The organism is Denitraticella aggregata, from assembly GCF_048158365.1.
In the GTDB taxonomy this organism is placed as follows: Bacteria; Pseudomonadota; Gammaproteobacteria; order Burkholderiales; family Rhodocyclaceae; genus Azoarcus_F.
Genome location: NZ_JBLLNL010000006.1, coordinates 1 through 12626, shown reverse-complemented (window position 1 = coordinate 12626; position 12626 = coordinate 1). Strand labels below are relative to the sequence as shown.

The 12626-nt window shown below is 64.3% G+C and carries 11 protein-coding genes; 5 read left to right on the top strand and 6 right to left on the bottom strand.

Annotated features, from left to right (window positions below; translation table 11 throughout):
* Positions 1–10: 10 nt before the first annotated feature.
* Both ACKVEX_RS08880 and ACKVEX_RS08875 read left to right on the top strand, forming a co-directional pair.
* A complete protein-coding gene (locus ACKVEX_RS08880; RefSeq protein WP_473215359.1) occupies positions 11–1123 on the top strand; it encodes an alkene reductase in 1113 nt (370 codons plus the stop codon).
* Between the two features lie 32 nt (positions 1124–1155).
* Positions 1156–1479 carry a hypothetical protein gene (locus ACKVEX_RS08875; RefSeq protein ID WP_473215358.1) on the top strand — a complete coding sequence of 108 codons (324 nt, stop codon included), beginning with the start codon at positions 1156–1158 and terminating at the stop codon, positions 1477–1479.
* Here the strand turns inward: ACKVEX_RS08875 and ACKVEX_RS08870 are convergent.
* From ACKVEX_RS08870 to ACKVEX_RS08860, 3 genes are all read right to left on the bottom strand, one after another.
* On the bottom strand, positions 1431–2309 hold the full coding sequence (locus ACKVEX_RS08870; RefSeq protein WP_473215547.1) for an alanine racemase: 879 nt from the start codon (positions 2307–2309) through the stop codon (positions 1431–1433). The genes ACKVEX_RS08875 and ACKVEX_RS08870 overlap by 49 nt on opposite strands.
* Before the next feature lie 196 nt (positions 2310–2505).
* Positions 2506–5604, bottom strand: a complete 3099-nt coding sequence (locus ACKVEX_RS08865; RefSeq protein WP_473215357.1) for an efflux RND transporter permease subunit — start codon at positions 5602–5604, stop codon at positions 2506–2508.
* Positions 5605–6007: 403 nt separating this feature from the next.
* On the bottom strand, positions 6008–7081 hold the full coding sequence (locus tag ACKVEX_RS08860) for an efflux RND transporter periplasmic adaptor subunit (protein WP_473215356.1): 1074 nt from the start codon (positions 7079–7081) through the stop codon (positions 6008–6010).
* Positions 7082–7298: 217 nt separating this feature from the next.
* On the opposite strand from ACKVEX_RS08860, the gene ACKVEX_RS08855 reads away from it, so the two are divergent.
* Entirely contained in the window at positions 7299–7568 is a 270-nt protein-coding gene (locus tag ACKVEX_RS08855; RefSeq protein WP_473215355.1) for a hypothetical protein, read from the top strand.
* A 51-nt stretch (positions 7569–7619) separates the two neighbouring features.
* Here ACKVEX_RS08855 and ACKVEX_RS08850 read toward each other — a convergent pair whose 3' ends face one another.
* Positions 7620–8111, bottom strand: coding sequence for a hypothetical protein (locus ACKVEX_RS08850; RefSeq protein ID WP_473215354.1), 492 nt, complete (start codon positions 8109–8111; stop codon positions 7620–7622).
* Positions 8112–8406: 295 nt separating this feature from the next.
* On the opposite strand from ACKVEX_RS08850, the gene ACKVEX_RS08845 reads away from it, so the two are divergent.
* A complete protein-coding gene (locus ACKVEX_RS08845; RefSeq protein WP_473215353.1) occupies positions 8407–10644 on the top strand; it encodes an NADP-dependent isocitrate dehydrogenase in 2238 nt (745 codons plus the stop codon).
* A gap of 120 nt (positions 10645–10764) precedes the next feature.
* On the opposite strand, the gene ACKVEX_RS08840 is transcribed toward ACKVEX_RS08845, so the two are convergent.
* Both ACKVEX_RS08840 and ACKVEX_RS08835 read right to left on the bottom strand, forming a co-directional pair.
* On the bottom strand, positions 10765–10929 hold the full coding sequence (locus ACKVEX_RS08840) for a hypothetical protein (protein WP_473215352.1): 165 nt from the start codon (positions 10927–10929) through the stop codon (positions 10765–10767).
* Positions 10930–11092: 163 nt separating this feature from the next.
* Positions 11093–12127, bottom strand: coding sequence for a DnaJ C-terminal domain-containing protein (locus tag ACKVEX_RS08835; protein WP_473215351.1), 1035 nt, complete (start codon positions 12125–12127; stop codon positions 11093–11095).
* A 273-nt stretch (positions 12128–12400) separates the two neighbouring features.
* On the opposite strand from ACKVEX_RS08835, the gene ACKVEX_RS08830 reads away from it, so the two are divergent.
* Positions 12401–12529 carry a hypothetical protein gene (locus ACKVEX_RS08830; protein WP_473215350.1) on the top strand — a complete coding sequence of 43 codons (129 nt, stop codon included), beginning with the start codon at positions 12401–12403 and terminating at the stop codon, positions 12527–12529.
* Positions 12530–12626 lie beyond the last annotated feature (97 nt).

Genomic DNA, 12626 nt, shown 5'->3' with positions numbered 1-12626 from the left:
AGTTTCAGGCATGCACACACTGTTCGACCCGATCACGCTGGGGGCGCTGCGCCTCCCCAACCGCATCGTCATGGCACCGCTGACCCGTAACCGGTCGCCTGGCGCGGTCCCGGCTCCGATCACCGCCACCTATTACGCCCAGCGCGCAAGTGCCGGACTGATCATCACCGAGGCGACCGCGATCAGCCACCAGGGCCAGGGCTACGCCGACGTGCCCGGACTGTATGCGCCTGATCAGATCGACGGATGGCGGCGCGTGACCGATGCGGTCCATGCGGCCGCAGGACGGATCGTGGTGCAGTTGTGGCATGTGGGACGTATCTCGCATGTGTCGCTGCAGCCAGACAATCGCGCCCCGGTTGCGCCGTCCGCGATTTGCGCCAACGCAAAGACCTTCGTCATCGACGAAGCCGGCCGCGGCGCCTTCGTGCCGACCTCCGAACCGCGCGCGCTCGAACTCCCCGAATTGCCTGGCATCGTCGACGATTATCGCCGTGCCACCCGTGCGGCGCTGCAGGCGGGATTCGACGGTATCGAAGTGCACGCGGCCAACGGTTACTTGATCGACCAGTTTCTGCGTTCCGGCAGCAACCAGCGCAGCGACGCCTATGGCGGCAGCATCGAGAATCGGTCGCGCCTGCTGCTCGAGGTCATCGACGCGGTCATCGCAGAGTCCGGCCCGGGTCGGACCGGAATCCGGTTGTCACCGGTCACGCCGGCCAACGACGCGTCCGACCCGGATCCGCAACCGCTGTTCGAGCATGTGATACGCGAGCTCGCGCACCGTCCGCTCGCCTACATCCACGTCATCGAAGGCGCGACTGGCGGTGACCGGGATTTTCAGCAGGGAAGCAAGCCCTTCGACTATGCGAAGTTTCGCGCAACCTATCGCAATGCGGGCGGTTCGGGCGCATGGATGGTCAATAACGGCTACGATCAGGCAATGGCGGAGGCCGCGCTCGCCGAAGGCCGTGCCGACCTGGTCGCGTTTGGCAAGCCTTTCATCGCCAACCCGGATCTGGTGCGCCGGATGCGGGAGCACGCACCGCTGAACGACGGCGACCGCAAGACCTATTACGGCGGCGGCGAGCACGGCTACATCGACTATCCCGCGCTGGCCTGACCCGGCGCTCATTCCAAATCGAGGCGCCCAACATGCAAAGAGATCCTAGATTCGATCAACTCTTCGGCAGGCTGCACCGGCAGACCGTCGAACCGATGACGCTGACGCAGAAGATCCTGGCTGCGATCGTCGGCGCAGGCGTGTTCGCGCTGGCGCTGATGTTCTCGGTCGTGCTGTTCGCGGGCTTCGTGGCGGTCGGTACGGTCGCCTGGGGCTACCTGTGGTGGAAGACCCGCGCGATACGCAAGAAGATGCGGGAGAACCCGCCCGACGTGGTGGTGATCGAAGGAGAGGTGATCCGCGAGGTTCACGAGGACAGCGAAGCACACCGCGGTGACGGCTCAGGGGCCCGTTGAGGCGATCCCCGAAACTTGAATGCCTGATCTTCGACCACGGTTGAGCGCGTGTAAGCAAGGCTTGTCTTTTCTGACATAGAATCCGCCAGCGGGGCAGAACCGCCCGCGCTCCTGGAATGCGCTGACGACGAACTGCACCTCCAGCCCGGATGTCCTCCGAACTCCAGCACGCCGGCCGGATCACGGAATTCGCCGTGCTCGTCGGTGCATTTGACGTAATCCACGTCGCTGCGACCAAATATTGTGGGCAGGCCCGAATCGACCGATTGCAACTTGAGACCGGCATCCACGATCGCCTTGTCTGTCTCGGCGTGGCTCATCACGCTGGTCAGGATGAACAGCGCGTTGTCGAAATGATGGACGACGGCGCCTGACCGATCCCGCAAGCGCTGATAGTCGGCATCCATGAAGGCGTAGGATCCGCATTGAAGCTCGTTGTAGACCCCCGATCGCCCCTCGAGCTCGAAGCTGCCTGTGCCCGCGCCACCGACGATTTCGCAATCGATACCGTCGCCTCTGAGCAGCTCGAGCGTTTCGCTGACCTGACGGATCGCCTCGTCGATGCGCGCCTTGCGTTCGGTGAACGAAACCAGATGCTGGGCGCCGCCCTGATAGGCCTGGATGCCCGAGAACACGAGCCCATCGGCCGAAACCACCGCCCTGGCCAGGTCCACGACGGCTTGCCCACAGGGGACACCGCAGCGGCCCGCGCCGCAGTCGATCTCCACCAGCACCTCGAGCGTCACGCCATGACGCCGGGCCGCGGCCGAAAGTTCTGCGACCGAGGCGGCGTCATCCACGCACACGATGATTCTCGCCTGCCTCGCCAGACGCGCGAGTCGATCACCAGCGCCGGCGTCTGGACCTCCGACTCGGCCATGCCCGGCATCGCCGGAATGTCGTAGCCGCTTCGAGGCCCTGGAATGTCATGCCTGCGCTCATATCAGATTCATCCTCCGTGTCGGCAGGCCGGGCGCCGACCCGCGTAAGCATGCACACGACCGGCGGTCCGGAACGCCGGGCGCATCATCCGGCTTCATCAGCCGGTGACGTGCCCGCACGCGGCCGCAACCAGCGCATCTCCCCCACCCGCGCACCCAGCACCAGCATGCAGGGTGTCAGCAGCAGCGTGAGCACCGTCGCGAACGCGAGACCCCCTGCGATCGCGCTGGACAGCTGCGTCCACCATTGCGTCGAGGGTGCCCCGACGCCCAGGCTGGGCTCGAGCAGATTCACGTTGACGCCGAGCACCATCGGCATCAGGCCGAGTATCGTCGTGATCGCAGTCAGCAATACCGGGCGCAGGCGCACGCAGCCGGTCTCGAGTGCCGCATCGAACGCGGACATTCCATCGCGACGCATCGCGTTGTAGGTGTCGATGAGCACGATGTTGTTGTTCACGACGATGCCGGCCAGCGCGATGACCCCCATACCCACCATCACGATCCCGAACGGCTGACCGGTGATCAGCAGGCCCAGCAGCACGCCGGCCGTGGAGAACACGATCGCCGACAGCACCAGCGCGGTCTGGTAAAGACTGTTGAACTGGGTCACCAGAATCAGCGTCATCAGCAACAGCGCGACCAGGAACGCGGTGGCCAGGAAGGCTGCGGCTTCGCGCTGATCCGCATCCTCGCCGGATACCTTGATCGACACGCCGGCCGGCAGCTCGCCGAAGACCGCGCCGAGCACCCGCAGGCGTTCGTCCAGGCGGTAACCATCCTGCAGGTCGGCCTGCAGCGTGATCGCGCGCTGGCCGTCGATCCTGCGCACGGTGCCGGTCTTGGGCGCCGGTTCGAGCGTCACGAAGTTGGACAGCGGCACCTGTCCGCGCGACGTGTTCAGCGTGAGTCGGCCGAGCTGGTCGAGCGAGCGCCAGCTCTCGGGCAGGCGCACCCGGATATCGACCTCGTCGGTCGCATCCTCCGGACGGTAGGTCGCGAGCATCAGACCATGCGTGACCAGTTGCACCGCGCTGCCGACGCTGAGCACATCCGCGCCGAAACGCGTCGCGGCCTCGCGATCGACCCGGACACGCCATTCGATTCCGGCAAGGCTGCGGTCGTCCTCGATGTCGACGAAACCGCCGAGCGACTGCATCCGCGCGCGCAGCAGGTCCGTGACCCGGCCGGCCAGTTGCGGGTCGACAGACGCGATCTGCAACTGCACCGGTTTGCCGGCGGTCGGCCCCTGCTCCTGCTCGCGCACCTCGATCACGATGCCGGGCAGGTCCGCGGTACGCGCACGCATCGACTCCAGGATGCGCGACGCCGGCCGGCGTTGATGCCATTCGGTCAGCTGGAACTGCAACACGCCGATCACGTCCGGACCACCGCGCCCCTCGGCTGGCGTTGAAAACGATCGGGCATACAAGGCCTTGACCTCGGGCATGCCCAGCAGGCGCGCCTCGACCTCCTTCAGGATCGCGTCACGTTCGTGGATGGACAGATCGCCGCGGGCGCGAACCTGGATCTGCGCCGAATCAGGCTCGACCGACGGGAAGAACTCCACGCCGTGATTGAAGCGCCCATACGCCGCATAGACCAGCGAGATCAGCGCCAGCATGCCCAGCAGCGTCAACCCCGGCCTCTCGAGCAGTCTCGCCAGCACGACCCGGTACCCCCGGCTCTCGCCGACCCCGGCCACAACGCCGGCCCTGCGACCACCGGCGATGCTGCCGAGCGTGGGCAGGAAGATCAGCGCCATCGCCAGCGAAGCCAGCAGGCACAGGATGACCGTCGCCGGCAGGTACTTCATGAACTCGCCGACCACGCCTGGCCAGAACAGCAGCGGCACGAACACCGCCAGCGTGGTCGCGGTCGAGGCGATGATCGGCCATGCCATGCGGTCGGCCGCAGCGGCCCACGCATCGGCAGGAGACGCGCCGGCCGCCAGATTCCGGTCCGCAAGTTCGCCGACGACGATCGCACCATCGACGAGCATGCCCGCCACCAGAATCAACGAAAAAAGCACGATGATATTCATCGTGTAACCGATCGCCCAGATCGCCAGGATCCCGGTGAGGAAGGCACCCGGTATCGTCAGGCCGACCAGCAGGGCCGATCGCGGCCCCATCGTCGCGACGATCAGGATCAACACCAGCACGACCGCGGTCAGCACGTTGTTGAGCAGGTCGCGCAGGATGTCCTCGATCTCGCGCGACTGGTCCATGATGTAGTCGACTTGCAGGCCGGGCGGCGCGATGCGTCGGGCCTGCTCGACCACCGCCTTGACCTGCGCGATCGTCTCGATGATGTTCGCACCGGCCCGTTTGGACACCTCGAGCGCGACCGCAGGCTGTCCGTTGATGCGCGCGAACCCCTCCGGGTCCTTGAAGCTGCGCCGCAGCGTCGCGACATCGCCGAAGGTGATGATCGTGTCGCCATCGGCCTTCACCGGCATCGCGAGCAGATCGTCGAGATCCTCGATCACACCCGGCACCGTCATCGCCATGCGACCCACACCGGTGTCCAGACTGCCCGCTGCCACCAGGCGGTTGTTGCGCGAAACCAGCGTCGCGAGCAGACCGTAATCGACGCCGTAGCTCTCGAGCACCTGGGGTGCGACGATGATCTCGAGCAGGTCCTCCCGGTCGCCGCCGATATCGACTTCCAGCACCGCCGGCACACCCTCGATCGCCTGCTTGATCTCGCGCGCCAGAAACACGAGTTCGGACTCGGCGAACGGTCCGGACAGACCGATCGTCAACACCGGAAACAGCGCCACATTGATCTCGTGAACGCGCGGTTCGTCCGCTTCGGCGGGCAACTTGGCACGGGCCGTGTCGACCTTCTCGCGCACGTCCTGCAGCGCCCGCGCCGGATCGAAACCGGCATCGAACTCCAGCGTCACCGACGCATGCCCCTCGCTCGCGACCGAGCTCATCTTCTTGATGCCCTCGATCGCCCGCAATTCCTGCTCCATCGGGCGCACCAGCAGGCGTTCGCCATCCTCGGGGCTGATGCCCTGCAGCTCCATCGACACGTAGATGATCGGAATCGTGACGTCCGGATTGGCCTCCTTGGGAATGGACACATAGGCCGCGAATCCGCCCACCAGCAGACACAGCAGCGCCGTCAGCGTCGCACGGCTACGGTCGATCGCGGCCCGAATCGGCGATTTCATCCTAGAAACCGCAGTTGGACGTGCGCGAGTGTGGGTGTGGCGGGCCGTCTGGCAAGGCGCGACGAGGCCGCATGGTCACTCCCTGCAACGAGGAGCAACGACGCCAGGCGCGCCAGGCGTGCAATCGGGCGCGTAGCGGACTCACCCATCTGGCGACCCGTCTCGGAGGCAACAGAGTCAGCATTCATTGAACTCGAGGCAAATGACGAAGCGGTCAACTGCGGTTTCTAGGAGGCCGTCGGACTTGAGGCTGATCTACTGCGCCGGTGGGAGAAGCGGTCCATATCTGCCCGATTTTTCGTTGCATAGAACCACTATGCGCCTCAAAATCGACCAGATCTGTCCTCGCTTTCCCACCCGGCTCGTGACGATCGCTCAAGTCCGACAGCCTCCTAGGATCATGCTAGTCGATGTCCACCGGGACGACACGGTCGCCGGGCTCGACGAAACCACCACCGCGGGTGATCATGCGAAGCCGCTCGCCGACGCCGGTGATCCAGGCGCCGTCGTTGTCCACGCTCAGCAGACGTATCGGCACGATCTCCATCCGGTCGTCCTCATCGACGAGGCGAACGCCCAGCCGTCCGTCGCCATCGAGCGCCAGCAGGGCCGGCGACACGCGGTGCGCCATCACGGGCGGCAGATGAATCCTCACGGTCGCACTGGCACCGGCGATGCGCAGCCGATCCGGATTGTCCACCTCGAGCTCGATGCGGAAGCTGCGCGTGCCCGGCTCGGCCGCACTGGCGATGAAGGTCAGCGTGCCGGTCAGGCGACGCCCGTCGAGGAGGTCGATGTCCGCGTCCTGACCCATTGCGAGATGCATCACCTCCTGCTGCGGCACCTGTGCGGTGACCTTGATCCGATCGATCGCGACCAGCCGCGCCAGCGGTGTGCCCGGCTGCACATAGTCCCCCACTTCGACCAGACGGCGATCCAGCATGGCATCGAAGGGCGCGGCCGGCCGCGTATGCGCGATGGCCAGACGCGCGCTTTCGAGTTCCGCGCGCACCCGCGCGAGTTCGCCCAGGATCCTGAGCCGCTCCGTCTCGGTCTGCATCCCGCTGACACGCAGGCGTTCGACCGCGGCAAGCTCGCTTTCGCGAAGCCGTACTTCCGCCTCGAAACGCGTGGCCTCTGCCTGCCGCGCATCCAGCGAGAGATGCGCGAAGACCTGCCCCTTGCTCACCGGCGCACCGGCCGGCAGCGGAAGAGCCTCTATCGAGGCGGCGATCTGCGACGCGAAATCGAGCTGCTGAATGGGTTCGATCTGGCCCTGCAGCGTCAGCCGGGGCGCATACTGCTGGGCCTCCATCCAGCGCGTCTCGACCTGCATGGGCATGGTCGGCAGCACTTCCGGAATCGGCGGTTCGTCCTCCCTGAAGACATTCACCGATCCGGAAACCATCCAGGCAACCAGCCCCAGTGCGAGAACAACCGCAAGCGTGATCGGGCCGGGCTTGAAACGTCTGAACATGATGCTGCCTGAAAGGAGGTGGCTGCGTCGCGCGGAAGGATAGCCCGAATTCTAGCAGCCTCCCGGACGAACGCGATCGTCACTCATGGAGTGGCTGGGCAGGCGTGAATCCGCGATCAGACGTAAGAAAATGCATCCGTAGTGACCTAGGTCAATGTTTCGCTCGTCGCGATGGTATAAAAAGACTCGGATTCAGTCCTCCTCAACGTAAGGCGTCATGAAAAGTCACCACTCCGACAACATCCTGCCCTCTCAGCCCCGTTTTCATCTGCGTCAGACCAATGGCATCTATCTGCCGATGCCGTTCGTCTTCGTCACCGAGCGGATGCATCAGGATATCCTGGTCGAACGCAAGACCATCCTCGACGCGCTGCCGCCCGCAGATCGGGTGCGGCAGCAAAAGGCTTTCGAGCGTTACGACCCCAAGACCAGCGCGCGCGCCTTTCAGGACATTCTGAGCCTTTTCGGCGTTCCGGGCAGCCGCTGACGCACTCGGCAACCACCGGCGCAGTAGATCAGCATCAAGGCCGACAGCCTCCTACGGCGCCTTGCGACCCGGCACGTAGGACAGGACATGCCAGTCGGGATGATCGAACCGACGCCCGTAAAGATTGAGCGCCTGCACCACCGTCATCAAGCCCATTCGCTGAGCCTCCACGCGCTGGGCGCCGATCATCAGGTCCGTACCATTGCTGATGTCGTCGGTGATCAGCAGAAATTGGCGATGACAGGGCTTGGGCAGACCTTCCGCGCGTATCCCTGGAAGCTTCCCGTCGATCGTCCGGGCCAGCGTGACCAGTTCGTCCGGGTCCATGTCCCGGCCCCCGGCCGCCGTCAGCGCGGCTTCGACATGTGTCCGGATGGCCTCCATGCCCTCTCTGACCGTGGGTTCGCTCGGAAGACACCGACCCGAGGCAGGCTGCGCTTCGGCTCCTGTGACCGGCCGCACGGGTTCGGTCGCAGCGGCCACGTCGACGTGCACCAGCGCGGTGACCGCCAGCAGTGCGAGAAAAGTGACTTTCGGGCTCATCTGAATGCTCCTCGGTGGGTAATTGGCCACGGATTCTATGGACATGAAGATGAATGAGAGCTGAACGCGGCGCCTTGACGCAACTCAACACGTGCCCCGAATCCGAACGGTCGAACAGGCGCCGGTATAGAGGGCATGTGCGGCTTTGCTGGTTGTCGGTCGCGACGTCGCAGCACTGCCTGAAGCAATCCCACGCATGAACGGGCCTGCGCCACGTATAATGGGTCGTTGGGTTTTGCAGGCGTGGAGCCTCAGGCAGCTTGTCATTTGTTCAGCTCTTCAAAAGGGGGAGAAAATGCATACAGGGAAATCTAAGATCATTTACACGCTCACGGACGAAGCGCCGTTGCTGGCGACGTGCGCGTTTCTACCGATCGTCCGGACCTTCACCGGCCCGGCGGGCGTCGAGATCGCCAAGGCGGACATCTCGGTGTCGGCTCGAGTGCTGACTGAATTCTCCGACTATCTGAGCGATGACCAGAAGGTTCCGGATACGCTCGGCGAACTGGGCCGCAAGACGCTCGACCCCGACGCGAACATCATCAAGCTGCCCAACATCAGCGCCTCGGTGGGACAGCTCAAGGCCTGCATCAAGGAACTGCAGGCCAAGGGCTACAAGATTCCCGACTATCCGGAAGACCCCAAGACGGACGAAGACAAGGCGATCATCGCACGCTATGGCAAGTGCCTCGGCTCGGCGGTGAACCCGGTCTTGCGCGAGGGTAACTCCGACCGTCGCGCGCCCACCGCGGTCAAGAACTACGCGAAGAAGAATCCGCACTCGATGGGTGAATGGAAGCAGTGGTCGCAGACGCACGTCTCGCACATGCACCGCGGCGACTTCTATCACGGCGAGAAGTCGCTGACGCTGGATAAGGCGCGCGACGTCAAGATGGAGCTGATCACCAAGTCGGGCAAGACCATCGTGCTGAAGCCCAAGGTTTCGCTTCAGGACGGCGAGATCATCGATTCGATGTTCATGAGCAAGAAGGCACTGTGCGAGTTCTACGAGCGGGAACTCGACGACTGCCGCGACGCTGACATCCTGTTCTCGCTGCACGTGAAGGCGACGATGATGAAGGTCTCGCACCCGATCGTGTTCGGCCATTGCGTCAAGATCTACTACAAGGAAGCCTTCGAGAAGCACGGCAAGCTGTTCGACGAACTCGGCATCAACGTCAATAACGGCATGCTCGACCTGTACGAGAAGATCAAGACCCTGCCCGAATCCAAGCACGACGAGATCATTCGCGACCTGCACGCCTGCCAGGAGCACAGACCGGCATTGGCCATGGTCGACTCGGCCAAGGGCATCACCAACTTCCATTCGCCGAACGACATCATCGTAGACGCGTCGATGCCTGCGATGATCCGCCAGGGCGGCAAGATGTGGGGCCCCGATGGCAAGCAGTACGACAGCAAGTGCGTGATGCCGGAATCCACCTTTGCGCGCATCTACCAGGAGATGATCAACTTCTGCAAATGGCACGGCAACTTCGACCCGCGCACGATGGGCACGGTGCCGAACGTCGGCCTGATGGCGCAAAAAGCCGAGGAATACGGTTCCCACGACAAGACCTTCGAGATTTCCGAGACTGGCGTGGCCAACATCACCGACCTCGATACCGGTGAAGTGCTGCTCGCGCAGAACGTCGAAGAAGGCGACATCTGGCGCATGTGCCAGGTCAAGGACGCGCCGATCCGCGACTGGGTCAAGCTCGCCGTTACCCGTGCGCGCAATTCCGGCATGCCGGCCGTATTCTGGCTCGACCCTTACCGGCCGCACGAGAACGAGTTGATCAAGAAGGTGCAGACCTATCTCAAGGACCACGACACCAGCGATCTCGATATCCAGATCATGAGCCAGGTGCGCGCGATGCGCTTCACGCTGGAGCGCGTGGTCCGAGGACTCGACACCATTTCGGTGACCGGCAACATCCTGCGCGACTATCTGACCGACCTGTTCCCGATCATGGAGCTGGGCACGTCGGCCAAGATGCTGTCGATCGTGCCTCTGATGGCCGGTGGCGGCATGTACGAGACCGGCGCAGGCGGTTCGGCACCCAAGCACGTGCAGCAGCTCACGCAGGAAAACCACTTGCGCTGGGATTCGCTGGGCGAGTACCTTGCGCTGGCGGTGTCGCTCGAGGATCTGGGCATCAAGACCGGCAACACCAAGGCCAAGATCCTCGCGAAGACGCTGGACGAAGCCACCGGCAGGCTGCTCGACGAAAACAAGTCGCCGTCGCGCAAGACCGGTGAGCTCGACAACCGTGGCAGCCAGTTCTATCTCGCCCTGTTCTGGGCCGAAACGCTCGCCGCGCAGAAGGAGGACGCCGAACTGGCAGCCAGCTTCGCACCGCTCGCGAAGTCGCTGCGTGAGAACGAGCAGAAGATCGTCGAAGAGCTGTCGTCTGTGCAGGGCAAGCCGGTCGATATCGGCGGCTATTTTCTTGCAGATCCCGAGAAGTGCAAGGCGGTCATGCGTCCGAGCGCGACCCTCAATGGCATTCTGAAGGCCGCACGGATCTGATCGCATAAAGGGGGCCTGATGGCCCTGGCAGCCGCACCGGCGAATCGAAGACGATTCGCCGGTGCGCGTTTACACGCCAGCGAACGCTCGCCGCAGCTGTGGACGCCCCGCAGGCACACCTCAGTCGTCGGTGCCCGCCGCAGCCCCTCCGCCCGTCGCGACGGGCGCCTCCACCACCGGCGCTGTGACCGTTTGCGCGCCTCGGTCACGATTGGACCAGAACCACATGATCACGATGACCGCCAGCACCATCACGAGCGTGCTTCCGCCGACCGCCGCGACCACGGGATTGTCTCGTAGCCGACGCCGGCCGCCCCTGCTGAAAAACAGATGCAGACACGCATGACAACGAAACGGGCGCTCGCCCGGCTGCCTGCGACGCTCGTCCTCGTTGCGCCATCTTGACTCCCGGCATTCGGTGGAGCCGCATTGCGGACAGCGGATCATGTCATGAGCCCTCCTCGTCTTCGCGCGACCCTGGCCTCAGCCAACGGGCTTTCCAGGCCGCCACCTCCGGCTCGAATTCGGGCGCCCTGCGTTCGATCGCCTCGACCAGCGGACCGAGCAGCCCCTGCAGTTCGGGCGTAAGGCCTTCCGGCCACACCGGGTGCAATTCGACCCGCAGCGCGCCCGGTGCGCCGGTGCCACTTGCAGGCCAACCCGCGCCATCGAGACGCCATTCTCGCATTCGAACCGGACCGGCGGTCATCTCGAGGCTCAGGCGACCACGCGGGTGCGGCACGACGATCTCTCCGCCCAGCAGCATCCGCAACGCGCCGACCGGTCGCCGGATCACCAGGTCGCGATCATCGATGCGGTACAGCGGATGCGCGGCGATACGGATCGTCACGAGCAGATCGCCGCCGTCCAGACCGTTGCCGCGTTCGCCCGCGCCCGCCACCCTGAGCTCGGCCCCATCCCGGCTGCCGGCCGGCACCTGCAGCTCGATCGGCTCGCGCCCGACGATGCGACCCCTGCCGGCGCAGGTCTCGCATTCGGCGCGGTAACGATAGCCACGTCCGAGGCAGGCGTCACAGCTTTGCAGTCCATTGGCCGTGCGAAGACGCCCCGACCCGTGGCAATCCGCGCACAGCCGGCCGTGCGACAGGACATGAAAGCCCTCGCCTGTACAGTCGACACAGGGCGCCTCCCGTTCGATCCAGACCTGCCGTTTGCAACCGAGGAAAGCTTCTTCGAGCCCAATTTCCACCGTCTGCCGACGGTCTGCCGCTCGACGTCGGGGCGATGGTTCGGCGTCTGCGTGCGGCGCGCCGGGCTCAACCTGATCCTCGGACTGCACCGCGATATCTGCCAGGAGATTTTCGTAGGCCTCACGCAACTGCTTGAAGCGATCCGGAGCCAGCGGATCGCGGTTGCGATCCGGATGCCACTGCATCGCGAGCCGGCGGAACGCGCGCTTGATCTCGGCTGAAGAAGCGCCCGGCGTCAGGCCGAGCAGATGAAACGCGTGGTGATGGGGCATGTTCTCGAGTGATGCGACGACCATTGAAGGGAATACGGTGAATGCGGGATCTCACGCCCCCTGTCGCCGCGAATCATCCCCAGCAGCATCTTGAAGCCACCGGCCGGTGCGTGAGTACATTCCCGAAACCGTATTGTCCCTTAACGCGGCACAGGTCGCGAATCGCAGAAGGAAGAGCAGGCCAATGTTCGCTAACGCACATCGCCCGACGGCTTCGACTCCTATGATCGAATACCGCCAATCCATGGTGGGCACATTTCCGGAGCGAGCGTCATGAGCAAGGAACGCAGCAGCAACAAGGAAGGCAAGAAACAGCCCTTGAAAACCCAGAAGGAAAAGAAGAAGGACAAGCAGGACAAGAAGCACCGCGCCGATCCGGTGCAACCCTTCCTGAAGCCCTGAACGGGCCTCGCAGACCGGCCGGCGGAGCGACAACTGCGAATTCTACGCGGCCACGAGATTCGGAGCGGTCAGTGTGACCGGATGAGACCCAGCGTAC